Source organism: Streptacidiphilus pinicola, assembly GCF_003258295.1.
Lineage (GTDB): Bacteria > Actinomycetota > Actinomycetes > Streptomycetales > Streptomycetaceae > Streptacidiphilus > Streptacidiphilus pinicola.
In genome coordinates this window covers 65808-91758 of the sequence record NZ_QKYN01000007.1, presented here as the reverse complement: position 1 = coordinate 91758, position 25951 = coordinate 65808, and the positions used below count along the sequence as shown (strand labels likewise).

26 protein-coding genes are annotated in these 25951 nt (G+C 72.0%); 14 read left to right on the top strand and 12 right to left on the bottom strand.

What is annotated here, in order from left to right; genetic code table 11:
* Window positions 1–14 precede the first annotated feature (14 nt).
* Window positions 15–1037 carry a glycosyltransferase family 2 protein gene (locus tag DN069_RS01290; RefSeq protein ID WP_111498808.1) on the bottom strand — a complete coding sequence of 341 codons (1023 nt, stop codon included), beginning with the start codon at window positions 1035–1037 and terminating at the stop codon, window positions 15–17.
* Window positions 1038–1195: 158 nt separating this feature from the next.
* On the opposite strand from DN069_RS01290, the gene DN069_RS01285 reads away from it, so the two are divergent.
* On the top strand, window positions 1196–2371 hold the full coding sequence (locus DN069_RS01285) for an LCP family protein (protein ID WP_111498807.1): 1176 nt from the start codon (window positions 1196–1198) through the stop codon (window positions 2369–2371).
* Between the two features lie 34 nt (window positions 2372–2405).
* Here the strand turns inward: DN069_RS01285 and DN069_RS01280 are convergent, their stop codons facing one another.
* From DN069_RS01280 to DN069_RS01265, 4 genes are all read right to left on the bottom strand, one after another.
* Window positions 2406–3203 (bottom strand): ZIP family metal transporter, encoded by a 798-nt coding sequence (locus DN069_RS01280; RefSeq protein WP_111498806.1) that lies wholly within the window; start codon window positions 3201–3203, stop codon window positions 2406–2408.
* A gap of 95 nt (window positions 3204–3298) precedes the next feature.
* A complete protein-coding gene (locus DN069_RS01275; protein ID WP_111498805.1) occupies window positions 3299–3898 on the bottom strand; it encodes a DUF4865 family protein in 600 nt (199 codons plus the stop codon).
* A gap of 12 nt (window positions 3899–3910) precedes the next feature.
* Entirely contained in the window at window positions 3911–4480 is a 570-nt protein-coding gene (locus tag DN069_RS01270; RefSeq protein ID WP_111498804.1) for a TetR/AcrR family transcriptional regulator, read from the bottom strand.
* A gap of 70 nt (window positions 4481–4550) precedes the next feature.
* A complete protein-coding gene (locus DN069_RS01265) occupies window positions 4551–5294 on the bottom strand; it encodes a GntR family transcriptional regulator (protein WP_111498803.1) in 744 nt (247 codons plus the stop codon).
* A 244-nt stretch (window positions 5295–5538) separates the two neighbouring features.
* On the opposite strand from DN069_RS01265, the gene DN069_RS01260 reads away from it, so the two are divergent.
* The 7 genes from DN069_RS01260 to DN069_RS01230 all read left to right on the top strand — a co-directional run bounded on the left by DN069_RS01260 (window position 5539) and on the right by DN069_RS01230 (window position 12011).
* Window positions 5539–6702, top strand: coding sequence for an ABC transporter substrate-binding protein (locus DN069_RS01260; RefSeq protein ID WP_111498802.1), 1164 nt, complete (start codon window positions 5539–5541; stop codon window positions 6700–6702).
* Window positions 6699–7583: an ABC transporter permease gene (locus DN069_RS01255; protein WP_111498801.1), complete on the top strand. Its 885-nt coding sequence runs from the start codon at window positions 6699–6701 to the stop codon at window positions 7581–7583. The genes DN069_RS01260 and DN069_RS01255 overlap by 4 nt, the downstream gene beginning before the upstream one ends.
* The gene (locus tag DN069_RS01250; protein ID WP_111498800.1) at window positions 7571–8494 is read left to right on the top strand and encodes an ABC transporter permease; all 924 of its coding nucleotides are present in this window, start codon (window positions 7571–7573) and stop codon (window positions 8492–8494) included. Before DN069_RS01255 ends, DN069_RS01250 begins: the two co-directional genes overlap by 13 nt.
* Before the next feature lie 65 nt (window positions 8495–8559).
* Window positions 8560–9714 carry an ABC transporter ATP-binding protein gene (locus DN069_RS01245; RefSeq protein ID WP_111498799.1) on the top strand — a complete coding sequence of 385 codons (1155 nt, stop codon included), beginning with the start codon at window positions 8560–8562 and terminating at the stop codon, window positions 9712–9714.
* A 79-nt stretch (window positions 9715–9793) separates the two neighbouring features.
* Window positions 9794–10465 carry an HAD family hydrolase gene (locus tag DN069_RS01240; protein ID WP_243638817.1) on the top strand — a complete coding sequence of 224 codons (672 nt, stop codon included), beginning with the start codon at window positions 9794–9796 and terminating at the stop codon, window positions 10463–10465.
* 19 nt (window positions 10466–10484) lie between these two features.
* The gene (locus tag DN069_RS01235) at window positions 10485–10808 is read left to right on the top strand and encodes a DMT family transporter (RefSeq protein WP_111498842.1); all 324 of its coding nucleotides are present in this window, start codon (window positions 10485–10487) and stop codon (window positions 10806–10808) included.
* A 27-nt stretch (window positions 10809–10835) separates the two neighbouring features.
* Window positions 10836–12011, top strand: coding sequence for a low temperature requirement protein A (locus DN069_RS01230; RefSeq protein WP_111498797.1), 1176 nt, complete (start codon window positions 10836–10838; stop codon window positions 12009–12011).
* 34 nt (window positions 12012–12045) lie between these two features.
* Here DN069_RS01230 and DN069_RS01225 read toward each other — a convergent pair whose 3' ends face one another.
* Complete coding sequence (locus DN069_RS01225; RefSeq protein WP_111498796.1) at window positions 12046–13020, bottom strand: LysR family transcriptional regulator; 975 nt, start codon at window positions 13018–13020, stop codon at window positions 12046–12048.
* Window positions 13021–13144: 124 nt separating this feature from the next.
* On the opposite strand from DN069_RS01225, the gene DN069_RS01220 reads away from it, so the two are divergent.
* From DN069_RS01220 to DN069_RS01205, 4 genes are all read left to right on the top strand, one after another.
* Window positions 13145–14062: a zinc-binding dehydrogenase gene (locus DN069_RS01220; protein WP_111498795.1), complete on the top strand. Its 918-nt coding sequence runs from the start codon at window positions 13145–13147 to the stop codon at window positions 14060–14062.
* 178 nt (window positions 14063–14240) lie between these two features.
* Window positions 14241–15608: a nucleobase:cation symporter-2 family protein gene (locus tag DN069_RS01215; RefSeq protein WP_243638816.1), complete on the top strand. Its 1368-nt coding sequence runs from the start codon at window positions 14241–14243 to the stop codon at window positions 15606–15608.
* A gap of 42 nt (window positions 15609–15650) precedes the next feature.
* Window positions 15651–16979: a UDP-glucose dehydrogenase family protein gene (locus DN069_RS01210; protein ID WP_111498794.1), complete on the top strand. Its 1329-nt coding sequence runs from the start codon at window positions 15651–15653 to the stop codon at window positions 16977–16979.
* A gap of 76 nt (window positions 16980–17055) precedes the next feature.
* Window positions 17056–17466, top strand: coding sequence for a CoA-binding protein (locus DN069_RS01205; RefSeq protein WP_111498793.1), 411 nt, complete (start codon window positions 17056–17058; stop codon window positions 17464–17466).
* On the opposite strand, the gene DN069_RS01200 is transcribed toward DN069_RS01205, so the two are convergent.
* The gene (locus tag DN069_RS01200) at window positions 17438–18073 is read right to left on the bottom strand and encodes a DUF4188 domain-containing protein (protein WP_111498792.1); all 636 of its coding nucleotides are present in this window, start codon (window positions 18071–18073) and stop codon (window positions 17438–17440) included. The genes DN069_RS01205 and DN069_RS01200 overlap by 29 nt on opposite strands.
* Before the next feature lie 69 nt (window positions 18074–18142).
* Here DN069_RS01200 and DN069_RS01195 point away from each other — a divergent pair, with 69 nt between their 5' ends.
* Window positions 18143–18784, top strand: coding sequence for a MerR family transcriptional regulator (locus DN069_RS01195; protein ID WP_111498791.1), 642 nt, complete (start codon window positions 18143–18145; stop codon window positions 18782–18784).
* A gap of 10 nt (window positions 18785–18794) precedes the next feature.
* Here DN069_RS01195 and DN069_RS01190 read toward each other — a convergent pair whose 3' ends face one another.
* From DN069_RS01190 to DN069_RS01175, 4 genes are all read right to left on the bottom strand, one after another.
* Window positions 18795–20429 carry an amidohydrolase gene (locus DN069_RS01190; RefSeq protein WP_111498790.1) on the bottom strand — a complete coding sequence of 545 codons (1635 nt, stop codon included), beginning with the start codon at window positions 20427–20429 and terminating at the stop codon, window positions 18795–18797.
* A gap of 124 nt (window positions 20430–20553) precedes the next feature.
* A complete protein-coding gene (locus DN069_RS01185) occupies window positions 20554–21753 on the bottom strand; it encodes a dipeptidase (RefSeq protein WP_111498789.1) in 1200 nt (399 codons plus the stop codon).
* A 7-nt stretch (window positions 21754–21760) separates the two neighbouring features.
* A complete protein-coding gene (gene purE / locus DN069_RS01180; RefSeq protein ID WP_111498788.1) occupies window positions 21761–22288 on the bottom strand; it encodes a 5-(carboxyamino)imidazole ribonucleotide mutase in 528 nt (175 codons plus the stop codon).
* Window positions 22285–23424, bottom strand: coding sequence for a 5-(carboxyamino)imidazole ribonucleotide synthase (locus tag DN069_RS01175; protein ID WP_111498787.1), 1140 nt, complete (start codon window positions 23422–23424; stop codon window positions 22285–22287). Before DN069_RS01175 ends, purE begins: the two co-directional genes overlap by 4 nt.
* A 218-nt stretch (window positions 23425–23642) precedes the next feature.
* Here DN069_RS01175 and DN069_RS01170 point away from each other — a divergent pair, with 218 nt between their 5' ends.
* On the top strand, window positions 23643–24164 hold the full coding sequence (locus DN069_RS01170; protein WP_111498786.1) for a GtrA family protein: 522 nt from the start codon (window positions 23643–23645) through the stop codon (window positions 24162–24164).
* Window positions 24165–24237: 73 nt separating this feature from the next.
* Here the strand turns inward: DN069_RS01170 and dacB are convergent, their stop codons facing one another.
* Window positions 24238–25830, bottom strand: a complete 1593-nt coding sequence (gene dacB, locus DN069_RS01165; protein ID WP_111498785.1) for a D-alanyl-D-alanine carboxypeptidase/D-alanyl-D-alanine endopeptidase — start codon at window positions 25828–25830, stop codon at window positions 24238–24240.
* Window positions 25831–25951 lie beyond the last annotated feature (121 nt).

The following is a 25951-nucleotide window of genomic DNA, read 5'->3' as shown; positions in this document are numbered from 1 at the left end:
ACGTCCCGGCCGGGTCACTCCGGTCGGGGCGCCGTGCTCGCGATGACCCTGCGGGCCAGGGAGCGCGGGCTGGTCAGGAAGCCCCAGCCCCAGGACATGTGCATGGTGGCGAGCGCCACGGGCAGCTGCGCGCGGGCGGCGGGCGACAGGCCCTTGCCCTCCTTGAGCGAGCCGAGCAGGATCGCCGCCGCGTAGCCGCCGGGGACCACCAGGGCGACGGGCGTGAGCGCGACGCCCGCGACCAGGCCGGCCGCGCAGCCGACCAGCGCCGCCGGCGGGGCGAGGTAGCGCAGGTTGACCGAGCCGCGGTGGTAGCGGGTGACCACCCGGCGCCAGCGGCCGTAGTCCTTGTACTGCTTGGCCAGCGCGCGCACGTTGGGGCGCGGGCGGTAGGTGACCTCGAGCTCCGGGGTGAACCAGATCAGGCCGCCGGCCTCGCGGATGCGGTAGTTCAGCTCCCAGTCCTGGGCACGGACGAACTCCTCGTTGTAGCCGCCCTGCTGCTCCAGCACCTCACGGCGGAAGACGCCGAGGTAGACGGTGTCGGCGGGGGCGGCCTCGCCGCCGGTGTGGAAGGCGGCGTTGCCGACGCCGATCCGGGAGGTCATCGCGGCCGCGACGGCCTTCTCCCACTCCGTCTCGCCCTCGGCGGCCATGATGCCGCCGACGTTGGCGGCGCCGTGCTCGTCGAGCAGCCGGACGGCGGTGGCGATGTAGCCGGGGGTCAGCAGGCCGTGGCCGTCGACGCGGACCACGACGGGGAAGCGCGAGCCCTTGATCGCCGCGTTGAGCGCGGCGGGCGTGCGGCCGGTCGGGTTCGGGACGGTGTGCACCTCGCGCGCGGTGCCGGCGGTCTCCGCGACGAGCTCGGCGGCGATCTCGTCGGTGCGGTCCGCGGACGGGCCCAGGGCGATGACGACCTCGATCGCGCCGTCGTACTCCTGTTCCAGGATGCGCTCGACGGCGGTGCGCAGATGCCGCTCCTCGTTGAGGACCGGCATGATCACGGAGACGGCGGGGAGAGGCGTGGCGACCATAGTCCCGCCACCGTACAGCGGGTCGCCCGGCCGGTTAAAACGGGCCGGGAACAGACGTGTGGATCCTATGGACGGTTCGCATCAGGTTTGCTACAGGTTCCCCTTATGCACTGTTTTGTCCTACCGAACGACCGGGCGAGCGTGCATGCTCGGGTGGCATGAGTGACATGTCCCAGTGGCCGGGGAACGAGCCGACGCTGCCGCCCGAGCTGAACCCGCGCAACGCCGCGCCCGGTCGCCGGCGCACCCCATCGCCCTCGGGGACCGCCGTGGGCGCACCCAGGCCGTCCGGAAACCGCGTGGGCCCGCCCGGCGGCGGGCTGCCCGACGTCGACGGACGGCGCCGGTGGTCGCGCGGCCGCAAGATCCGCGTGACGGCGACGGTGCTCGTCCTCACCGTGCTCGCGGTCGGCGGCGGCACCTACGCCTGGGCCAGCACCAAGCTGAACAAGAGCGACGTCCTCGCCGACTACGCCGGGCGCCCGCCGGCGGGCAAGGGCACCAACTGGCTGATCCTCGGCTCCGACAGCCGCCAGGGCCTGTCCACCTCGGACCAGCAGCGCCTGCACACGGGTTACGACACCGGCGCACGCACCGACTCGATGATGGTGCTGCACATCGGCGCCAACGGGGACACGCTGATGAGCATCCCCCGCGACTCCTACGTCACCATCCCGGCCTGGACGGACAGCCACGGCGTCCAGCACGGCCAGTCCCGGCACAAGATCAACGCGGCCTTCGCCGACGGCGACGGCCCGCTGCTGGTCAAGACGATCGAGTACAACACCGGCATCCACATCGACCACTACGCCGAGATCGGCTTCTCCGGCTTCGTCAACGTGGTGGACGACCTGGGCGGCGTGGACATGTGCATCGACCACGCGATCGTCGACAAGGCGTCCGGCGCGAACCTCAAGGCCGGCTGCCAGACCCTGAACGGCACCCAGGCGCTCGCCTTCGTCCGCGAGCGGCACCAGGAGGCCACCCAGGACCTCGCCCGCATGCAGCACCAGCAGCAGTTCCTGAACGCCCTCGCGCACAAGGCGACCTCGCCCGGCACCTTCCTCAACCCGTTCACGCTCTACCCGACGATGAACAGCGGGCTGTCGATGCTGCAGGTCGACAACAACACCGGACTGACCGACCTGGGCTCGATGTTCTTCGCGATGAAGGGCCTCAAGAGCGGCAACGGCAAGACCATCACCGTGCCGATCGCCGACGCCAACTACATGACGCCGTCGGACGGCGACGCGGTGAAGTGGAACATGTCCGAGGCCCAGCAGGTCTTCGACGCGTTCAAGAACGACACGCCCGTGCCGTCGTTCTCGAACTGAGGCACCGCGCCGCGACCGCGTACCGCGGCCGGGCTCAGGCCCCGGCCGCGGTCACGATCGCGTCGGTCACGAAGCCGGCCACCACGCCCGCGAAGATGCCCCAGGTGACGAGCTCCTTCATGCCGGACTTGCGGGCCACCGAGAGCAGCTCGATCACCACGTAGAGGATCGAGCCGGCGGCCAGGGTCAGGAAGCCGATCGACAGCGTGTCGTTGGTGACCGACTGGCCGACCAGGGTGCCGAGGAAGGTCGGGCCGCCGCCGATCAGTCCGAGCAGCCCCAGGCGTCCCCAGGACGGCCGGGTGCCCTCGGCGGCCAGCGGCGCGACGATGCCGAAGCCCTCGGTGGCGTTGTGCAGGCCGAAGCCGATGATCAGCAGCACGGCCAGCTGGAGCTGGCCGGCGGCCGCGCTGTTGCCGATGGCCAGGCCCTCGGCGAAGTTGTGCAGGCCGATCCCGATCGCGATCATCAGCGCGAGCGTGTCGAACCGCGACCGCCCACCGGTCGCACCCGCGTCGCCCGCGGCGGCGGCCTTCCGGGCCATCAGGCGGTCGAAGTAGACCAGGCCCAGCAGGCCGAGGCCGAAGCAGGCGAAGAAGAACAGGCCGTTGCCGACCGCAGGGCCGTAGTGGTGGTCCGAGAGCGCGTTGTCGATCGGCTCCCAGGCGTGCGTCAGCACGTCCCAGAGCAGGAAGACCAGGATGCCGATCGCGACCGCGTTCAGCAGGACCCGCGTCCGCGGGAGGGGCGCGCGCAGGCGACCGATCGGCAGGCCCAGGTAGATGGTGAACCCGGCGATGGCGCCCAGCAGCGCGATCTCGGAGGACGACATGTCGGCGGGTGGCCTCTCTAGGACGGGAAGGCTTGCGGCGAGTTAGGTTAGCCTAAGCAACTCTCGCCGCGATACCTGCCCCAGCGCGGCCTGCGTCACACTCCCAGCAGCTCCAACTCCGGCGCGGACACGTGAGGCACCGCGTAGCGGTCCGTCTCCGCCGCGTCGACGGGCTCGGCGCCCTCGCGCCAGAGGGTGAGACGGACCGACTGCCAGCTCTGCGGATCGACCGCGAGCACGGCGGTGTGGACGTCCGGGTGGGCCGCGTGCGCGCGCAGCGCCTCGGTCTCACGGGCCATCAGTTCCTGGAGCCCCGTGCCGTCCTGGGACTCGTCCGCGGGCAGCAGCGCCGTCCTGCGCGTCGCGACGGCGGCACGCTCGCCGCGGGCCGGGCCCGCGAGGACGGACGCGCCGAGCCAGGTCCGGACCGGGACGCGCCCGAAGCTGCGGATGATGTTCTGGAAGCCCCCGCCGCGCAGCAGGAAGTCCGCCGCGGCCGCGGGATCACGCCACACGTAGAACGGCGCGTACTCGTTGACCGACGAGCCCGCCACACCGCGTTCGCGCAGCAGGTACGCCTTGAAGCCGAGCCCGGCGCGGTCGTCCAGCATCGAGGACGCGGCCTGGACGCGCTTGCGCAGGATCTCCATGTCGTAGTCGGAGGGCAGGGTGATCGGGTACTGCATCGCGAACATGAAATCCCCTTGTCAGACCTGGAATGCGGCAAGCAGACCGAGCGCGCCGGCGACGGCCTGGTCGAACGGCTCCGGCGAGCCCGCGGCGCGGGCGAGGACGTAGCCGCCCTGCAGCGTGGCGACGAGCGTCGTCGCGGTGGTGTCCGGATCCAGCGACGACCGCCACTCGCCCGCGGCGACGCCCTCCGCGAGCACCTCGGCGAGCCGCCCGCGCAGCCAGGCCAGCGTCTCGGCGACCGGCGCGCGCAGCGCCGGATCGGCCATCAGCTCGGCGTCCTGGGTGAGGCCGCCGATCGGGCAGCCGCGCAGCACCTCGCGCTCGCGGCACAGGTAGCCGGTGATCCGGTCGCGGGCCGAGCCCGGAGCGGAGAGCTGGGCGTCCACCGTGGCGCGCAGCTCCGCCGCGGTGGCGGTGACGGCGGACTGCGCGAGGTCGGCCTTGCCGGAGAAGTGGTGGTACATGCTGCCCTGCCCGGCCCCGGCGCGCTGCAGCACGGCCTTGGGGCTGGTGCCGGTGTAGCCGCGCTCCCACAGCAGTTCGCGCATGGAGTCGACGAGTCGACGGGCGGTGTCGGTGCTCATACGCAGCAGTGTACATACTAGTAGTTACAGAATCGACGACCCACGGCCGGCGGCCCCGCCCGAGCGGGTCTCAGGCCGGACCGGCCTGGCGCGCCAGCGGGTTGGAGCCGATGGAGTTGGCCACGGTGAAGCTCACCGTGCCGGAGACGTAACGGTCGTCGGACCACTCGATGGGACGGCCGGCCGGGGTCGTGGTCACCCGGCGGATGCGCAGCAGCGGGCTGCCGCGGCGGACCTCCAGCAGGCGCGCGTCCTCGGCGCCGGCCGCGACCGCGTCGATGACGTGCTCGCCGTAGGCGAAGATCATGCCGATGTCCTCGAAGAGCGCCTGCACCACGGAGGTGCAGTCGGCGGGGAGCCGCTCCACCGAGTCGGCCATCCAGGCGGCGTAGACGTTGCGCTCCAGCAGCACCGGCTCGCCGTCCAGACCGCGCACGCGCAGCACCTGCAGGACCTCGTCCCCCGGCTGGATCTGCAGCTTCTCGGCGTCCTCCGCGGTGGCCGGGCGGCGATGCTGATCCAGCACCCGGCCGGTCGCGGTGCGGCCCATGGCCCGCGCCCACTGGGCGAAACTGCGCAGCTCGGCAAAGCTCTGGCTGCGCCGGTTACCGAGGACGACGCGACGCGCGCCCTGGCGCGAGCCGATCCGGCCCTCCGCGGTCAGCGCGGCCACGGCCTGGCGGACCGTGCCACGGGAGACCTCGTAGCGGGCCGACAGCTCGGTCTCGGTCGGCAGCGTTCCGCCCACCGGGTACTCGCCGCGGTCGATGGCCCGCCGCAGCTCCTCCGCGATCTCCTCGTGCCGTGCGGCCACTGTGCGCACTCCCTGTCCGATCGTCGCCGCTCGGTCGTTCACCCTGGCAGCACCGGCGTGATCGTACCGTTACGTGCACGGTCGACGAAACGTCGGACCGCAAAGGGGGATTCCGACGCGGAATAGCACGCGGGTATTGACCCCCCGTTAACCAAAAGGACACCCTTCTCGGGCGTACTGTCATCGACTTGTTCGGACAAGTGATTCCGATCCGACTGCTCTGACGCCTCCTCAGGAGACCATCGTGACCTCCACCCCCGCTCGGGCCGCCGCGCTGACCGGCGTACTGGTCGCTTCCGCCCTCGCATTGAGCGCCTGTGGCTCTGCCGCCTCTGTCAACGCCGGCTCCGGCGGTTCCTCCGACTCGGCCAAGGCCGCCTCGGCCACCTCCGCCCAGGACCTCGGCGGGATGGACGCGCTCGTCGCGGCCGCCAAGAAGGAGGGCCAGCTCAACCTGATCACCCTCCCCCGCGACTGGGCCGGCTACGGCAAGCTCATGGACGCCTTCACGGCCAAGTACGGCATCAAGATCAACGACGAGAACCCCGAGGGCTCCTCGCAGGACGAGATCAACGCGATCACGACCCGCAAGAACCAGGACCGCGCGCCCGACGCGGTCGACGTGGGTGGCGCCTTCGCCGTCCAGGGCCAGCAGCAGGGCCTCTTCGCGTCCTACAAGGTCGCCAACTTCGCCGAGATCCCCTCGGGCCACGCCGCCACCGACGGCACCTGGTACAACGACTACGGCGGCTACATCTCCATCGGCTGCAACGCCGGCAAGGTCAAGGAGTGCCCGAAGACCTTCGCCGACCTGCTCAAGCCGGAGTACAAGGGCCAGGTCGCCCTCAACGGCGACCCGACGCAGGCCAACGCCGCCTTCTCCGGCGTCTACGCGGCCGCGCTGGCCAACGGAGGCTCGCTGGACAACGTCCAGCCGGGCATCGACTTCTTCGGCAAGCTGAAGAAGGCCGGCAACTTCAACCCGGTCCAGGCCAAGCAGTCCACCGTCGAGTCGGGCGAGACCCCGATCACGATCGACTGGGACTACCTGAACTCGCAGTACGCCGACGAGTTCAAGTCCAAGGGCATCAACTGGCAGGTCAACGTCCCGACGGACGGCCAGTACGCCGGCTACTACAACCAGGCCATCAACAAGTGGGCGCCGCACCCGGCCGCCGCCCGCCTGTGGGAGGAGTTCCTCTACTCCGCCGACGGCCAGAACGGCTTCCTCGCCGGCTACGCCCGCCCGATCCTGATGGACTCGATGAAGTCGGCCGGCACCCTGGACACCTCGCTGGCCTCCAAGCTGGCCGCGGTCACCGGCTCCGCCCCGGTCCCGAGCCAGGACCAGATCACCAAGGCCAAGGCCGCCGTCGCCGCCGGCTGGTCGAAGGCCATCGCCGGGTGAGTACCGCTCCGCTGAGCGCGACGCCTGCTCGCCGCCGCCCCAAGGGGGCGGCGGCGGGCCGGCTCGCCGTCGTCCCGCTGCTGCTCTTCGTCGCCGTGGCCTTCGGGGTTCCCGCCCTGGCCATGGCCTACGGTGCGTTCACCACGTACAACCCCGGCAAGCCCAGCGCCTACACGATGGGCAACCTGACCGCCTCGCTGCAGGGCGGCTACCTCGACGCGCTGATCGGCAGCGTCAAGCTGTCCGCGCTGTCCGCGCTGATCGCCGTGGTGGCCGGGCTGCTGCTGGCGCAGGCCGTGGTGACCTCCCGGTTCGCCTTCCTGCGCAAGGCCGTGCTGAGCGCCTCCGGCGTGCTCGCCAACTTCGGTGGCGTGCCGTTGGCCTTCGCGTTCATCGCCACACTCGGCAATGCCGGAATGCTGACCTCGCGCCTGCACCTGGACCAGCACGGCTGGAGTCTCTACTCCTTCAACGGCCTGACGCTGGTCTACCTGTACTTCCTGATCCCGCTGATGGTGCTGAGCATCATCCCCTCGCTGGACGGCCTGCGCCGCCAGTGGCGCGAGGCGGCCCAGAACAACGGCGCGACCGGGTGGCAGTACTGGCGCCACGTGGCCCTGCCCGTGCTGGCCCCCTCGCTGCTCGGCGGCTTCGTGCTGCTCTTCGGCAGCGCCTTCGCCGCGTACGCGACCGCCGCCGCCATGGTCGGCGCGACCGTCCCGCTGATCACGCTGCAGATCGCCACGGCGCTCAGCGGCAACGTCTCCGCGGACGCCACCAACGTCGCCCTGGCGATGAGCCTCGACATGGTGGTGATCGCCACGCTGGTGATGGTCATCTACATCCCCCTGCAACGCCGGAGCGCCCGATGGCTGGTGTGACCGCCTCCGCCCTGACCACCGAGGGCCGCCCCGCCCCGAGCGCCGCGAAGGGTCCCCGCCCGACGGGCCCCGCCGGCGGCGTGCTGGCCGGGCTCGCCCGGATCCGCTGGGGCCGCGGCACCGTCCTGCTCGTGGCCGGGCTCTACTTCCTGGTGCCGATCGCCACGACGCTCTGGTTCACCGTCGACAACTCGCCCCAGGGCTTCAGCCTCGACGCGTACCGCCAGATCTTCACCGTGCCCGGCCTGTGGCCCGCGCTGCAGCTGTCGCTGCTGCTGGCCGCCGGCACCATCGTGCTGGTCTACCTGCTGCTCATCCCGGCCGTCGTCGCGGTCCGCCTGGGCAGCCAGAAGCTGCGCACCGTGGTCGAGCTGACCTGCACCCTGCCGCTGGTGGTGCCCACCATCGCGCTGACCGCCGGCATCTCGGACGTGCTGCGCTGGTGCAACGACAACCTGGCACCGACGCCGTTCTACGCGACCTTCCTCTACGCGCAGAACGCGAACTTCCCCGTCGTGCTGCTGCTGGCCTACGTGGTGATGGCCCTGCCGCTGGCCTACCGCACGCTGGACGCCGGCATGCGCGCCCTGGACGTGCGCACCCTGCTGGAGGCCGCGCAGAACAACGGCGCCGGCCGCACCCGCGCCATCGTCAGCGTCATCCTGCCGAACCTGCGCTCGGCGATGCTGAACACCGCGTTCATCACCCTGGCGCTGGTGCTGGGCGAGTTCACGGTGGCCTCGATCCTCGGTTACGTGCCCTTCGCCGTCTGGATCGTCAACGGCAACAGCGCCGGCCAGGGGCCGGTGACCGTCGCCGTCTCCATCGTCAGCCTGCTGCTGACCTGGGTGCTGCTGCTCGTCCTCTCCATCGGCAGCGAGCGCCGCAACCGCGCGCAGTCCACGCACTGAACCGCGCACCGACCGCGCACCGAATCTTGTCGAAGCACCACCTCCGAGGAGCCCCAGGAGTGTCCATGACCACCGACCCCGCGCCCGCGACGACCGTCGCCGCCGTGCCCTCCCCTGCGGGGCCGACGGACTCCTCGGCGGCTGCGACCAGCACAGCACCCGTCACTGACAAGGCCTCGGGCGCGACCGTGCAGTTCGTCGGCCTGCGCCGGACCTTCGGCGCGACCACCGCGCTGGACGGCCTCGACCTGACCGTCAACCCCGGCGAGCTGGTGGCCCTGCTCGGCCCCTCCGGCTGCGGCAAGACCACGGCACTGCGGATGCTGGCCGGCTTCGAGATGCCCGACTCCGGCCAGGTCCTGGTCGACGGCGAGGACGTCACCCGCATTCCCGCGCATCGCCGTGACGCGGGCATGGTGTTCCAGTCCTACAGCCTCTTCCCGCACCTGAACGCCCGCGACAACGTCGCCTTCGGCCTGAAGATGCGCAAGACGGGCAAGGCCGAGCGCCACCGTCGTGCCGACGAGCTGCTGGAGCTGGTCGGTCTGCCGACCCACGGCGACCGCTACCCGCACCAGCTCTCCGGCGGCCAGCAGCAGCGCATCGCGCTGGCGCGCGCCCTCGCCCTGCGGCCGCGTGTGCTGCTGCTGGACGAGCCGCTGTCGGCGCTGGACGCCAAGGTCCGCGAGAACCTGCGCGAGGAGATCCGTCGCCTCCAGCAGGACCTGGGCATCACCACCCTGTTCGTGACGCACGACCAGGAGGAGGCCCTCTCCATGGCGGACCGCGTCGCGGTCATGCACGCGGGCCGCCTGGAGCAGTGCGACACCCCCGCCGAGCTGTACGCGCGTCCGACCACCGCGTTCGTCGCGGAGTTCGTCGGCACCATGAACCGGATCGACGGCGTGCTCGCGGAGGACGGCAAGACCGTCGAACTCCTCGGCCAGCGCCTGCCGGTGGACGGCGCGACCGAGCTGCGCGGCGAGGTGCAGGTGCTCACCCGCCCGGAGAACGTCCGCGTCACCGCGGGCGGCGGCCAGGGCGCGATCGTCACCGGCACGACCTTCCTCGGCTCCAGCACCCGCCTTGCCATCCAGCTGCCCGACGGCACCTCGGTCAAGGCGGACCTCTCCACCCACGACGCCGCCGCCCTCCCGGCGGGCACCGCCGTCACCCTCTCCCTCCCGGACCGCCCCGTCCTCGTCGACACCCGGCGCTAAGTCGCACCCTCCTCAGGGGCGCGGGGAACTGCGCGCCCCTGGCGGAGTGCAAGTCCCTCTTCATCGAAAGGTCCTCTTCGTGTCAACCCGCTCCAACCTCCAGGCCGTTCTCTTTGACATGGACGGCACCCTCGTCGACACCGAAGGTCTGTGGTGGCAGACGGCCGAGGAGGAGGCGGCGAGACTGGGACTGACGCTGGGTGACGAGGACGTGCCGGACGTGCTGGGGCAGGCCGTGGAGCACACCGCGGGCCACCTGTACCGGCGCTGCAACGGCATCCGCTCCGAGGCGGCGATCGCGACCGCGCTGGACGCGCGGTTCGTCGAGCTGGTGGCCCATCAGGTCGTGCCGCTGCCGGGGGCGTTGGAGCTGCTGGACAGGCTCGCCGCAGCGGGCGTCGCCACCGCGCTGGTCTCGGCCTCGCCGCGGCACGTCGTGGACCTGGTGCTGGACGCACTGGGCCGGCGTCGCTTCGTGACCTCCTTCGCCGCCGGGGAGACCCCGAGGACCAAGCCCGCCCCGGACCCGTACCTCGCGGCGGTGGCCGCGCTCGGCGCCTCCCCCGACCTCTGCGTCGCGGTGGAGGACACCCCCACCGGCGTCGCCTCCGCCGAGGCCGCGGGCGTCGCCGTCGTCGCGGTGCCGTCGCTGACGCCGATCCTGCCTGCTCCGGGGCGCGCGGTGGTGCGCAGCCTGCTCGACGTCGATCTCTCCCTGCTGCAGGGACTGCTCGATTCCGAAGCGGCCTGACCCCGGTAGCGTGATCGCCATGCCCGCGCTCTACCTCGCCCTCGCGATCTCGTCCGAGATCTGCGCCACCGTCTCGCTCAAGTACACGCACGGCTTCACCCGGCTGCTGCCCAGCCTCATCGTGGTGCTGGGCTACGTGGCCTCGTTCGCGTTGCTGAGCCAGGCGCTGAAGCAGATCCCGGTGAGCTCCGCCTACGCGATCTGGTCGGGCGTCGGCACGGCGGTCGTCGCGGCGATCGGGTTCGCCTTCCTCGGCGAGGGCGTGAACCTGTGGAAGGTCCTCGGGATCGCGCTGATCATCGTCGGCGTGATCGCCCTCAACCTCGGCGGCGCGACCCACTGACGCGCGCCCTGATCCTAGGCTGACCGCATGAGCGACGGGGTGGAGCCGACGGGCGTCGAGGACGCCGAGGGGGCCGGCCGGGACGGGGAGCCCGCCGAGGAGTTCCCGGACAAGCGGGTCAGCTACGCGGAGGCCTTCTTCGACCTGGTCTGGGTGCTGTGCATCACCCAGATCTCGGGACTGCTGCACACGGACCACACCTGGGCGGGGGCCGGCCGGGCGCTGATCGTGCTGACCCCCGTCTACTGGTGCTGGGTCGGCAGCACCGTGCTGGCCAACACCCGTGACATCGACCGGCCGCTGCGGCGGATCGGGCTGTTCGCCATCGCCCTGTGCGGGCTCTTCCTCGCGCTCGCACTGCCGCAGGCGTACGGCTCGCGCGGGCTGCTGTTCGGCGCGGCATACCTGGCCACGCGGTGGCTGCTGCTCGGTCAGGTGCTGTACGGGCGCGGGGTGGTGATGGGACCGATGGGGGTCGGTGCACTGGTCACCGGTCCGCTGCTGCTGGCCGGCGGGTTCGTCCACGGGGGCGCCCGGACGGTGCTGTGGGCGCTGGCGGCGGCGCTCGACCTGCTCACCCCGAAGCTGGCGCGGCGCCGGCTGATCTCCATCCGGTTCCACCCCACCCACCTGCCGGAGCGCTTCGCGCTGTTCCTGCTGATCGCGCTGGGCGAGGCGATCGTCTCCATCGGCGCCCCGGTGGCCGCCGGGCGCACCCTGCACGGGGACGAGGTGCTGGCCGTCGCCGTCGCCTTCATCGCCGCCTGCGGGCTGTGGTGGGTCTACTTCAACTACGCCGCGGACGCGATGCGGCACGCGATGACCACCGCCCGCCTGCCGGCCGACATCGTCCGCCAGGTGCTCTCCTACGGGCATCTGGCCTTCGTCAGCGGCGTCATCGCCTTCGCGGCCGGGGTCACGGCCGCCGCGACGCACCCGTCCGACCGGCTGCCCACGGGCTCGCTGGCGCTGCTCTTCGGGGGCTCCGCGCTGTTCCTGGGCGCGTTCGGCTACACCCGCTGGCGGATGTTCCGCCAGATGGCGTGGACCCGGCTGGCCGCGGCGGCCGCCACGCTCGCGGCGCTGCCGCTGTGCGCCGCGCACTCCGCGCTGTCCGCGCTGGTGGTGCTGGCGCTGCTGCTGGTGGCGCTGAACCTGTGGGAGTACCGGCGGGTGGTGCACTCGGCCCGGCACCGCGTGTGAGTCGGCGTTCCGAACCGTCCGCGTTCCGGCCGCCTCAGCGCTCCGTCTGGACCCGGTCCGCCTCCGGGAGCCAGTCGCGGCCGGGACGGTACTCGAGCCAGCGGCGCGGGCCGCCGGTCTCGGCGAAGGCGCGCAGCAGCGCGGGGACGCCAGGGTCCGGCCGGTCCCGGTGCCAGACCAGCGACCAGGCGTAGAGCGGCGTCGGGTCGACCACCGGCAGCACCGTCAGCTCCGGGCCCGGGTCGAGCGGCAGCTCGGAGGGCAGCAGCACGAAGCCGTCCCCGGTGGTCCGGACGCGGTCCAACAGGTGGTCGAGGCCGAGGTTGGCGCCGCCCTCCAGCAGCGGGACACCGAACTGCTCCGCGAACCGGGCCAGGAAGTCCAGCCGTCCGGCCGCCGCGGGCAGCACCAGACGCAGCGACGCCAGTTGGTCGGGCCGCACCTGTCCGGCACGCGCCAGCGGGTGGTCGGCGCGCAGCACGGCGTCGACGGGTTCGAGCCGGACGAGGCGGTGGGCGAGGGCGTGTTCGGGCGCGCCGTCGGGCCGGTCGGTGGTGTGCCCGGGGTGGAACCGCCCGAATCCGGCGCCGATCTCGCCCCGCAGCAGCGCCGCCGCGACGCCCGGCAGGTCCCGGCCGGGGCCGACCTCGACGCCGCCCGCGCCCTCCGCCGCGGCGAGGGCCTCCCGCACGGTGCGCAGCGGCTCGAAGAGGTGGCCCCAGACGTCCAGCCGCAGCGGACGGGCCTGCTCGCGCACGGCGGCGGCCGCGGCCGCCCCCGCGGCGAGCGCGGCGCGGGCCGGGTCGAGGAACCGCGCTCCGGCGTTCGTCAGTTCGACGCCGCTCCGGTCCCGCTCGAAGAGCCGGACGCCAAGCCCCTCCTCCAGCCGGGCGACGCGCTTGGAGAGCCCCTGCTGCGTCAGCGACAGCGCCTCCGCCGCCCGGCGGAAGTGCAACTGCTCGGCCACGGCCACGAAGGCGCGCACCTGCGCGAGGTCGAGATCATCCACCCGGCCATCCTGGGCGACAACCGCCCGCTGTCACATCCCGGTTTTGGTTGTTGGACCCTCCCGAGCTGCGACGGGTTGGCTGTTCCTCGTCGGAAGGTCAGCACCAGCAAGGGAGTTGAGGACGATGAAGGCGTTCACGGCGACGGGTCGGACGGACCGTCCGGTCGAGCTCGAGGAGGTGCCGCAGCCGGAGCTGCGGGCCGACGAGGCGCTGGTGAAGGTCGACGCCTACTCGGTCAACCGCGGCGAGACCTTCCTGCTGGAGAGCCCGCCGGCCGGCTGGCGTCCGGGCAAGGACGTGGCCGGGCTGGTCGTCCAACCGGCGGCGGACGGCAGCGGGCCGGGCATCGGGCGGCGGGTGGTCGCCCACCCGCCGGCGGCCGGCTGGGCCGAGTACGTCGCGGTGCCGACCTCGTCGCTGGCCGAGCTGCCGGACGAGGTGGCGACGGTGCAGGCGGCGGCGCTGCCGCTGGCCGGCCTGACGGCGCTGCGGCTGCTGCGCGCGGCGGGCCCGGTCGCCGGGCGGCGGGTGCTGCTGACCGGGGCGTCCGGCGGGGTCGGGCACTACTTCACCGAGCTCGCGGTCGCCGCCGGGGCGGAGCTCACCGTGGTCAGCCGCTCCGCGGAACGCGGCGCGCGGCTGGCGGAGTTCGGCGCGACCGTCGTCGGGCGGGTCGAGGACGCGGCCGGACCGTTCGACGTGGTGCTGGAGTCCACCGGCGGCCCGAACCTCGCCGCGGCGCTGGCCCGGCTCGCCCCGCAGGGGCAGCTGGTCTGGTTCGGCCAGGCCAGCCGGGAGCCGGCCACCGTCAGCTTCTTCGACCTGCTGTACGGGCCCGTCGGCGCCACGATCCGCCACTTCAGCTACGCGGAGGACGCCACGTCCTACGGCACCGACCTGGCCACCCTGGTCCGTCTCGTCGCCCAGGACCGACTGCACCCGGAGCTCGGCCTGGTCCGCGACTGGACCGAGACCGCCGAGGCACTCACCGCCCTGCGCGAACGCCGCGTCCGCGGCAACGCCGTGCTGACGCTGTCCTGACCACGCACGCCCCCTCTCTTCGGCTGAGCCGACTGGAGATTCCTCCAAATAGCTCAACAATCTGTTGACGGTGCTCTTGGGTGGACCTACGTTTTCCTTCAATCGGAATGCGGATACCACATCGCGGAATTTCGAGAGAAGAACGGCTCGCCCCAGCTCCACCCCCTGGAGGTCCCGAGTGCCCGCCTCTCCCGCGCCCCACCCCGTCGACGAACTGCTACCCCCGCCCAAACTGCTCGCCTACGGCCTCCAGCACATCGCCGCCATGTACGCCGGAGTCGTCGCCCCGCCGCTGATCATCGGCACCGCGGTCGGTCTCAGCAGCGGCGAGCTGACCCTGCTGATCGGCGCCGCCCTGCTCACCTCGGGTCTGGCCACCCTGCTCCAGACGCTCGGCCTGTGGCGAATCGGCTCCCGGCTGCCGTTCGTCAACGGCATCAGCTTCGCCGGCGTCGCCCCGATGCTGGCCATCGTCAAACAGTCCCATCCCGGGCAGGCCCTGCCCGCGATCTATGGTGCCCTGCTCATCGCCGGAGCCGCGGCCTTCCTCGCGGCGCCCTGGTTCTCCCGGTTCAACCGCTTCTTCCCACCGGTCGTCAGCGGCACGGTCATCACCCTGATCGGCCTCTCGCTCTTCCCCGTCGCCGCCGGCTGGTCCCAGGGCGGCAACCCGGCCGCCGCGGACTACGGCTCCGTCGCCAACATCACCCTGGCCGGCGTGACGCTGGCCGTCGTGCTGGTGCTCAACCGCTTCCTGCGCGGCTTCCTCGGCAGCATCAGCATCCTGCTGGGCCTGGTGGTCGGCACCCTGGTGGCGATCCCGTTCGGCAAGACCGACTTCGGCGCGCTCGGCAAGGTGCCGGTCTTCTCCATGCCCTCGCCGTTCCACTTCGGCGCCCCGACCTTCCAGCTCGGCGCGATCATCTCGATGCTGATCGTGATGCTGGTCTCGATGACCGAGAGCACCGCCGACCTGCTGGCGCTGGGCGAGATCGTGGACCGCCCCGCCGACGAGCGCACCATCGAGGGCGGCCTGCGCGCCGACGGCGCGGCCACCGTCCTCGCCGCCTGCCTCAACGGCTTCGCCGCCACCGCCTTCGCCCAGAACATCGGGCTGATCGCGCTGACCAAGGTCCGCAGCCGGTACGTGGTCGCGACCAGCGGCGTCGTGCTGATCCTGCTCGGCCTCTTCCCGGTCGCGGGCGCGGTCGTCAGCGTCGTCCCGCAGCCGGTCCTCGGCGGCGCGGGCCTGGCCCTGTTCGGCACGGTCACCGCCAGCGGCATCCGCACCCTGACCGCGGCGCGGCTCGACGAGAGCGGCAACCTGCTCACCGTCGCGGTGGCGCTGGGCTTCGGCGTCCTGCCGATCGCCGCGCCGAACTTCTACGCCCACTTCCCCTCGCTGGTGCAGACGGTGATGAACAGCGGCATCAGCGCGGGCTGCCTGGTGGCCGTCGCCCTGAACGTGTTCTTCAACCAGCTGGGCCGCCGCGGCGACGTGGAGGCGCCGGAGCTCCCCCGCGAACGCGAGATGGCCGCGCACTAGCGGCCGGGGCGGGGCCAGGCGGAGCGGGTAGGCTCCGTCGTCATGAGGATCACCGTCATCGGAACCGGATACCTGGGTGCGACCCACGCGGCCTGCATGGCCGAGCTGGGGTACGAGGTGCTCGGGCTGGACATCGACCCCGGGAAGATCGAGACGCTCTCCCAGGGCCGGACCCCGATGTACGAGCCGGGCCTCGACCCGTTGCTGGAGAAGCACGTCGCCTCCGGGCGGCTGCGCTTCACCACCGACTGGGCCGAGGCCGGCGCCTTCGGCGACGTGCACTTCGTGTGCGCCAACACACCGCAGCGCAAGGGCGAGTTCGCCTGCGACATGAGCTACGTCGAGTCCGCGTTCGACCTGCTCGCGCCGCACCTGCGGGAGAACGCGCTGGTCGTCGGCAAGTCCACGGTCCCGGTCGGCAGCGCCGCCCGTCTCGCGGAGCGGCTCGCCGCCGGGACCCCCGCGGCGATCGCGGGCAGCGTCGAGCTGGCCTGGAACCCGGAGTTCCTGCGCGAGGGCTACGCCGTGCAGGACACCCTGCACCCGGACCGCCTCGTCGTCGGCGTGCGCGGCGGAGGGCGCGCCGAGGGCTTGCTGCGCGAGCTGTACGCGCCGATGATCGCGGCGGGCGTGCCGTTCCTGGTGACCGACTACCCGACCGCCGAGCTGGTGAAGACCGCGGCCAACTCCTTCCTCGCCACCAAGATCTCCTTCATCAACGCGATGGCCGAGGTCTGCGAGGCCTCCGGCGCGGACGTGGTGCAGCTCTCTGCCGCCCTCGCCTACGACGAGCGGATCGGCGGCAAGTTCCTCGGCGCCGGCCTCGGCTTCGGCGGCGGCTGCCTGCCCAAGGACATCCGCGCCTTCATGGCGCGCGCCGGCGAGCTCGGCGCGGACCAGGCGCTGACCTTCCTGCGCGAGGTCGACTCGATCAACATGCGCCGCCGCTCGCGGATGGTCGAGCTGGCCCGCGAGCAGTGCGGCGGCGGCTTCCTCGGCCGCCGCATCGCCGTCCTCGGCGCGGCCTTCAAGCCCAACTCCGACGACGTCCGCGACTCCCCCGCGCTCAACGTGGCGGCCCAGATCCAGCTCCAGGGCGGCCAGGTCACCGTCTACGACCCCAAGGCCGTCGACAACGCCCGCAAGCTCTTCCCCGGCCTCTCCTTCGCCCAGAGCGCGCACGAGGCCGCGACCGGCGCCCACGTCGTGCTCCACCTGACGGAGTGGCAGGAGTTCCGCGAGCTCGACCCGATGGAGTTCGGCTCCGTCGTCGCCGAACGCCGCATCCTCGACGGCCGCAACGCCCTCGACCCCCACCGCTGGCGCTCCGCCGGCTGGACCTACCGCGCCCTCGGCCGCCCGGGCGAGTAGCGCGCCGGCGAGGAATGGGCCCGCCGCGCGCCGCGTTCCACCCTGCACGACCCTGCGGCACAGGACGGGAGCCAGCATGTACGACGACAGCGAGACGGTCCGACGGATCCTCACCGGGAGCGGGGACACGTGGGCGGTCGTGGGCCTGTCCAACAACCGGGACCGGGCGGCCTACGGTGTCGCGCAGGTGCTGCAACGCTTCGGCAAGCGGGTGGTGCCGGTGCATCCCAAGGCGGAGACGGTGCACGGCGAGCCGGGCTACCGGAGCCTGGCCGAGATCCCGTTCCCGGTGGACGTCGTGGACGTCTTCGTGAACAGCGCGCTGGCGGGTGAGGTCGCGGACCAGGCCGCGGCGGTCGGGGCGAAGGCGGTCTGGTTCCAGCTCGGCGTGGTCGACGAGGCCGCCTACGACCGGACGCTGACGGCCGGGCTGGAGATGGTCATGGACAAGTGCCCCGCTATCGAGATCCCTCGGCTGGGACGCTGACCTCGGCGTGCAGGCCTGCCGCCACCTCGGCCTCGGTGGCCGCGACGTAGCCGTAGCCGCTCGGGCGGTGCACGGCGGGCGTGAGGCCCACGGCCGCGCCGAGGCCGATGGGCGGCATGTCGGCGTAGACGGCCTCGTAGGCCCCGGCGCGGACGGAGAGCAGTTCGTGCCAGATGCCCACCGCCCCCCGGCCCGCCTTGTAACGGCGCCAGAACGCGGCCTCGGCGGGGCGGTGCTCACGGTCATTGGCCGCGGCGAAGGCGCGGACGTCGCCGGCGCGGCGCCAGTACTGGACGGCCGCGACCTGGCGCGGGCCGGGCCCGAGCAGCAGGCGGTAGCTGAGCAGCCCGCTCTCGGGGTCGGCGGCGAGCTCCTTCAGCATCCGCGGCATCGCACGGAAGACCGGCAGCCACTGCCGCACCGCGCGCCAGCGGTTGACCCGCATGCCGATCAGGAAGACGGCGACGGGTTCTTCGCTGTCGGCCAGGTGCCGGCCGCGTAGGATCCCCTCCTGTGCGGCGGGGGCCGGGGCTGTGTGCAGCCCCGGGCGGGCCCATTCGGGCTGGACGGAAGAGCGTGCACCTCTGGCAGAGCCGAAGTCAGGCATGGATGGATAGTCGCACTATCCATGACTCCTGTCGAGGCCTCGGCCCATTCGGATCGGAGTCCAACCCCCGTGCAGCTCTCGGAGTTGAGCGAACGCAGCGGCGTCTCCGTCGCCAGCGTCAAGTACTACCTGCGGGAAGGCCTGCTGCAGCCCGGGGCCGCCGTCAGCGCGCGCAGGTCCGAGTACGACGAGGACCATCTGCGCCGGCTCCGGCTGGTCCGGGCGCTGCTCACCGTCGGCGGCATGTCCGTCGCGCAGGCGCGCGACGTGCTGGCCGCCGCGCAGGACCCGGCCTTCGACCGGCACAGCCGGCTCGGCGTCGCGCAGTACCTGCTGCCGCCGCGCGTCACCACGCCCCCGGCGGGAACGCCGGAGGCCGCCGCCTGGCAGGAGCGCCGCGCCGAGGTGCTCGCGCTGCTCCGCGACGAACTGGGCTGGCGGATCCACGACGGGGCGCCCGCGCTCGACGCGCTCACCGAGGCCCTGCTGACGCTGAACTCCCTCGGCTACGCCACGACCGAGGGAACCCTGCGCGACTACGCGAACGCCCTCCACCCGATCGCCGAGGCCGAGCTCGACGTCATCGACGAGCACCCGGCCATCGACGAGGCCATCGAGGCCGTCGTCGCCTACACCGTCCTGTACGAGCCGGTACTGCTGTCACTGCGCCGGCTCGCCCACGAGGACGTCTCGGCCCGCCGTCGCCGCTGAGTGGCAGCCCCTATCCGGCGTACACCCGCTCGCCGCCCACGAAGGTCTGGAGGGCGCGGGTCGCGCCGATCTCCTCGCGCGGGCCCGCGTAGGGGTCCCGGTCCAGGACGACGACGTCGGCCAGCGCGCCCGGACGGATCACCCCGGTGTCGTCGAGGTGGTTCACGTGCGCGCTGCCCGCCGTGTAGGCGGCGAGCGCCGTGGTGAGGTCCAGCCGCTGCTCCGGCAGGAAGGCCTCGCGGTCGTCGCGGTGGTTGACCCGGTTGACGGCCACGTGGATGCCGAGCCACGGGTCGGGCGTGGACACCGGCCAGTCGCTCCCGGCCGCGAGCGTCGCGCCCGAGCGCAGCAGGTCCCCGAACGGGTACTGCCACGACGCCAGCTCCCCGCCCAGGAACGGGATGCACAGCTCGTCCAGCTGCGGCTCGTGCGCCGCCCACAGCGGCTGCAGGTTGGCGACCGCGCCGAGCCGCGCGAAGCGCGGCACGTCGTCCGGGTGCACCACCTGCAGGTGCGCGAGGTGGTGCCGGTTGTCGCGCCGCCCGTTGGCGGCGATCGCCGCCTCCACCGCGTCCAGCGCCTCGCGCACCGCGCGGTCGCCCAGCGCGTGGAAGTGCACCTGGAAACCGAGCGCGTCCAGCTCCGTCACGTGCCCCGCGAGCGCGCGCGGGTCCACGAAGCTGAGACCGCTGTTGGGGGTGGCACAGCCGCAGGCGTCCTTGTACGGCACGGTCATCGCCGCCGTGAAGTTCTCCGCGATACCGTCCTGCATGATCTTCACCGACCCGGCCCGGAACCGGCCCGCCGTCAGCTTGTCGCGCCGCGCGACCAGTTCGGGGATCTGCTCGGCCCCGCGCTCCCGGTCCCACCACAGCGCGCCGTTCACCCGCGCGGTCAGCCGCCCGTCCGACGCGGCGGCGAGATAGGCGTCGGAGACGTCCGGCTGCCCGTTGAAGACCCCGAGGATCGCGTCCTGCCAGGCGGTGATCCCGAGTGAGTGCAGGTACGCCTGTGCGCGCAGCAACCCCTTGACCCGGTCCTCGACGCTCGCCTTCGGCACCAGACGGGCGACCAGGTTGGTCGCACCCTCCTGCAGCATGCCGGACGGGGTGCCGTCCGGCTCCCGCTCGATCCGGCCGTCCGCCGGGTCAGGGGTCTGCGCGGTGATGCCCGCGAGCTCCAGCGCACGGGAGTTGGCCCAGGCGCCGTGGTGGTCCCGGTTCAGCAGGAAGACCGGACGGTCCGGCACGATCTCGTCCAGCAGCGCGCGGTGCGGCTGCCCGCCGTCGAAGGCCTCCATGGCCCACCCGGCACCGGTGATCCACGGCTGCGCCGGATGCGTGGCCGCGTAGGCGGCGATGCGCCGGCGGTACTCACCGAGGTCGGTGACCCCCGACAGGTCGCACTCGCCCATCTCCACACCGCCGTACACCGCGTGCACGTGCGCGTCCTGGAAGCCGGGCAGCAGCGCCTTCCCCCGCAGGTCGACGATCTCCGTCCCCGGCCCGGCCAACTCCAGCAGGTCGTCGTGCCCCACGGCCACGACCCGCTGCCCGCTCACGGCGACGGCGGTCGCCCGGGTCCGCGCGGCGTCCATCGTGATGACGGGACCGCCCACGAAGAGTAGGTCGATGTCGTTCGCCATGCGGATTCCCCCTGTCAACGGCGTTGTCAGAAGAATGCTAACCGCTGCCAGGGCATATGCCCGGAGCCGGGGACGCCTGCTTGATCACGTGTCAGCAAGCTGCACACGTCAGGGGCGCGAGAGATCAGCCGTCCAGCTGGTCGATGGTCGCGATGGACGGTGGCGCCTCGGACATCCCCCGCGCCACCGACTCCGCGTCCCGCAACACGCGGAGCGCGTTGCGCCACGTCAGCTTCGCGACGTCGTCGCGGGACCAGCCGCGGCGCAACAGCTCGGCGACGAGGTTGGGGTAGCCGGCCACGTCCTCCAAGCCCTGGGGGGTGAACGCGGTGCCGTCGTAGTCGCCGCCGAGGCCGACGTGGTCGATGCCGGCGACCTCGCGCATGTGGTCGAGGTGGTCGGCGACCGTCGCCTCCGTGGCGACGGGCCGCGGGTTCGCGGCCTCGAACGCCGACTGGACGGCGAGCCCCGCCGCCGAGAGGTCGAGCGGGTGGAAGCCGTGGGCGACCATGTTCTCGTCGGCCCGCTCGGTCCAGGCGACGGCCTCGGTGAGGATGAACTTCGGGACGAACGTCGCCATCGCCACACCGCCGTTGGCCGGCAAGCCCGCCAGCACGTCGTCGGGGACGTTGCGCACGTGGTCGCAGACCGCGCGCGAGGACGAGTGCGAGAAGATCACCGGCGCCGAGGTGACGCGCAGCGCCGCGCGCATCGTGTCCGGGGAGACGTGGGAGAGGTCGACCAGCATGCCGAGGCGGTTCATCTCCCGCACGACCTCCTCGCCGAAGCGGGTGAGGCCACCCGCCTTCGGCTCGTCGGTCGCGGAGTCCGCCCAGTCGTTGTTGTCGTTGTGGGTGAGCGTCATGTACCGCACGCCCAGCGTGAACAACGCCCGCAGCGCCGCAAGTGAGTTGCTGATGGAGTGGCCGCCCTCGGCGCCCATCAGCGAGGCGATCCGCCCCTCCGCGCGCGCCGCCTCCATGTCGTCCGCCGTCAGCGCCAGCCGCAGCTGCTCGGGGTAGCGGGCGACCAGGGCGTGGACGAAGTCCACCTGCTCCAGCGTCGCGGTGACCGCGTCCTGCCCTGCCAGACGCGACACGGTGGAGGGGACGTAGACGGACCAGAACTGCGCGCCGACGCCGCCGGCGCGCAGCCGGGCGAGGTCGGTGTGCAGGTGGTCCCGCTGGTCCTCGGCGATGTCACGCCGGTTCAGGTCGTAGCGGACCTGCTCGCGCAGCGCCCAGGGCAGGTCGTTGTGACCGTCGACGATGGGGTACTCGGCGAGCAGGTCCAGCGCCTCGGCGAGGAGTTCGGCATCGGCCACGCCCGGTTCAGCCCCCGAAGCCGAAGCTCGCGCCGCTGCCGACCTTGGACCGCAGCTTGCGGCCCTTCTCGGAGGCCTGCTCGTTCAGCTCCTGCTGGAACTCGCCCATCCGCTGGGCGAGATCCGGGTCGAACGCGGCCAGCAGCCGCACCGCGAGCAGGCCCGCGTTGCGGGCGCCGCCGATGGAGACCGTGGCGACCGGCACGCCGGCCGGCATCTGCACGATGGACATGAGCGAGTCCATGCCGTCGAGGTACTTCAGCGGCACCGGCACACCGATGACCGGCAGCGTAGTGACCGAGGCGAGCATGCCCGGCAGGTGCGCCGCACCGCCCGCGCCCGCGATGATCGCCTTCAGGCCCCGGCCGGCCGCGGCCTCGCCGTAGGAGATCATCTCGCGCGGCATCCGGTGCGCGGAGACGACATCCACCTCGAAGGGGATCTCGAACTCCTCCAGCGCCTGGGCGGCGGCCTCCATCACGGGCCAGTCGGAGTCCGAACCCATGACGATGCCGACGAGCGGCTGCTCGCTCATTCTGTGATGTCCCCTCGAAGGTACGCGGCGGCGTGGCGGGCGCGCTCGCGCACGTCCTCCAGGTCGTCGCCGAACACTGTGACGTGGCCCACCTTACGGCCGGGCTTCACGTCCTTGCCGTACATGTGGATGCGCAGCCCGGGATCGCGCGCCATGCAGTGCAGGTACGCGCTGTACATGTCCGGGTAGTCGCCGCCGAGCACGTTCACCATGACCGTCCACGGCTGCCGCGGACGCGGGTCGCCGAGCGGCAGGTCCAGCACCGCGCGGATGTGGTTCTCGAACTGCGAGGTGACCGCGCCGTCGATGCTCCAGTGGCCGGAGTTGTGCGGACGCATCGCGAGCTCGTTGACCAGCACGCGGCCATCGCGGGTCTCGAACAGCTCGACGGCCAGGTGGCCGGTGATGTCCAGCTCGCCCGCGATGCGCAGCGCCAGCGCCTGCGCCTCGGCGGCGAGGTCGGCCGACAGGTTCGGCGCGGGGGCGACGACCTCGTGGCAGATGCCGTCCTTCTGCACGGACTCGACGACCGGGTACGCCACGGCCTGCCCGTGCGGGGAGCGCACGACGTCGGCGGCGAGCTCGCGGACGAAGTCGACCTTCTCCTCGGCGAGCACCGGCACCCCGGCCTTGAACGGCTCGGCGGCCTCGGTCTCGTCCTTGACAACCCAGACGCCCTTTCCGTCGTACCCCCCTCGGGTGGTCTTCAGGACGACCGGAAAACCTTCACCCTCCTGGGCGAACCGGGTCACGTCGGCCGGGTCCGCGACGAGGCGGTGACGCGGGCAGGGGACGCCGATGCCGTCCAGCTTGGCCCGCATCAGGCCCTTGTCCTGGGCGAACACCAGCGCGTCCGGCCCCGGCCGGACGTTGACGCCCTCGGCGAGGAGGGTGCGCAGGTGCTCGGTGGGCACGTGCTCGTGGTCGAAGGTGATCACGTCGCAGCCGGCCGCGAAGCGGCGCAGCGTCTCCAGGTCCCGGTAGTCACCGAGTACGACGTCGTTCACCACCAGCGACGCCGAGTCCTGCGGCGTGTCCGCCAGCAGCCTGAACCGCACGCCCAGCGGGATCGCCGCGTCGTGCGCCATCCGGGCCAGCTGCCCGCCACCGATCATGCCCACTACCGGAAAAGTCACACCGCAAGGATATCCGGCCGCGGAATGACCGGATCCGCCCTGGTCGTGGGCGTGGTCGTGAAGGTGCGCAAGCGCCAAAGTTCCATGAGGATTTAACAGGAGAAGTATTTGTCACACTGGCGAGCCGACTATCGTCGTGTACGGCACACGCACCTGTGCGTCGGGCGCGGCACTCCATGACCGCGCCGGGTAGCCGAGTAGAGACGGATCCTGCAGTCATGACCGCTTCCCCCCTCACTGGCGGACGTACGCCTAGTGCTCTGCGTCGCATCCTGAACGAGGTGGCCAAGTTCGGCATCGTCGGGATATCCGGCGTGGTCATCCAGCTGGTCAGCTTCGGCATCCTGCTGGACTTCATGCAGACCGTCCGCGCCAACATCGTGGCAACGCTGATCGCGATCGCGACGAACTACGTCGGCTACCGCTACTGGGTGTACCGGGACGCGGACAAGAAGACGCGCTCGCGCGAGATCTCGCTCTTCCTGGTCTTCAGCGCGATCGGCCTGGTGATCCAGAACGGCGTGCTCTACATCCTCACCTACGGCCTGGACTTCCACACCAAGCTGGAGAGCCTGGTCTGCAGCGTCATCGGCATCGGCGTGGCGACGGTCTTCCGCTTCTGGGCCTACCGCACCTGGGTCTTCCAGGTCGTCCCGCAGGCCGAGGAGGCCCTGGAGGCCGCGGAGCAGATCCTGGCCGCCGAGCAGGTCAAGCGCAGCAGGGCCCAGCGGGCCCGCTAGCGGCTCTCACGAACGACGCAGAAGCCCCCGACGGCAGCGACGCCGGTCGGGGGCTTCTGCGTGGTCCGGACCGCTACAGGTGGCGGGCCGAGGCCTCCTCCTGCAGCAGGGCGGAGATCTTGTTGGAGTCGTCGAAGACCTTCTGGACTCCCTGGATGTCCGGGGCGGTGGCGGAGTTGACCAGGACGACGAAGACCAGCAGGTGCCCCTTGTCGGTCATCAGGTAGCCGGCCTGGCTCTGGTCCGCGACGGCGAACTGCCGGTTGAGGTCGTCGATGCCGATGACGGTGCCGGGCTTGGCGAAGACCTTGCCCTTGGCCGGGCAGTGCCGGCAGGTGGTCGCGTTCGAGCCGTCGACCCCGAGGATCGGCAGCGAGAGCCGGAAGGCCGTCGCGTCGCGGGTGTGCAGCCAGTAGCTCAGCAGCTGCACGAGGCCGGTCGGGGTGGCCTTCTCGGTCGCGTCGCCGCCGCGCCCGTCGTCGAGCTGGAACTGGGTCGGGTCGACGTGGGCGACCTTGGTCAGGAACGCGTGCTCGGCCGTGAAGCCGGCGTCGATGCAGTCCTTGCTCCCCCGCAGCACGGCCATGTTGCACAGGGCCAGGTTGGCGCCGAGGTTGTGGCTGACCTTGAGGATCAGCTTCGCGTACTCGTGGTACTGCGGGGAGACGAAGGCGGCCACCCGCGGATCGTGGGTGTAGGACCCGGGCAGCGCGCCCTGGGGGTTCGGACCGGTCGGCCTCGCCGAGACGCTGACCCCGGCGCGGGCGAGCGCCTCGATCAGCGCGGTGCGGCCGAAGGCGTTGGGGTCCCGGACCCCGGAGATCCGCAGGACGGGCTGCGACCCCGCGGCGATGGTCCCGGACAGGGCGATCCTGGTGCCGTTCCGGGAGGCCGTGACCGTGATGTCGGTCGTCCCGCCCGCCGCGACGGTGCGCACCGTGGAGGTGACCCGGTACGGCTGGACCTGCGGACGCCAGAACAGCTTGGCCGGGCGCCCGGCCTTGGTGGGCGTGGTGAGCAGGTCGATAACGTTGTCGTTGATGATCAGCGGGGTGGGCTGCGGGTCCAGCGCCGGCGGCGTGAAGATCCGCGGATCGACGATCACGTTGCCGTTGACGTGCGTGAGCCCGGCGGCGCGCACCTGGCGGGCGATCGCGTTCAGCCCGGCGAGCGGATTCTCGGGGGTGAGCGTGGCGCCGGGCAGGTCGTTGGCGGAGGTGTGGTCGATGTCGGTGAAGTCCACCGAGCCGTCCGGCTTCGTCCGCCCGCCCATGGTCAGGTCGCCCTGCGCCACCAGCGCCAGGTTCCCGTCCAGGGTCGTCCCGCGCTTCTTCCCGACCGCGTAGACGGGGGTGGTGAAGCGGTGGTCGGGGCCGAGGGTGTGCCAGGCCGCGGAGAGGGTGACCAGCTTGGTGTCCGAGCCGGGGACGAAGGACTGGTTCGCGAACCGGGAGTGGATCACGTGCCCGTTCGCGGGGTCGACCTCCAGCAGGCCCCACTGCGCGTGCTCGTACCCGGCCTGGTGCATGATCGCCTCGACGGCGGGCGGCAGCGGGGTGGGCCCCGGCGGCACGGCGGGCGCGAAGGCGGTCCCACCCACCATGGCCACGAGTGTCACGCAGGCGGCCGCCCAGGGGCGCAGCCGGTGACGGATCATCGCTCTCATACCTACCGCCCGTCTGAAATGTCCGGATCCTCGCCGCAGGATCGTACGAACCAGACATGCGCACGGCCGCGATCCGGCGCCGCCACGACGGGCACGTGGGCCGAAAATCATCCGATCGGCA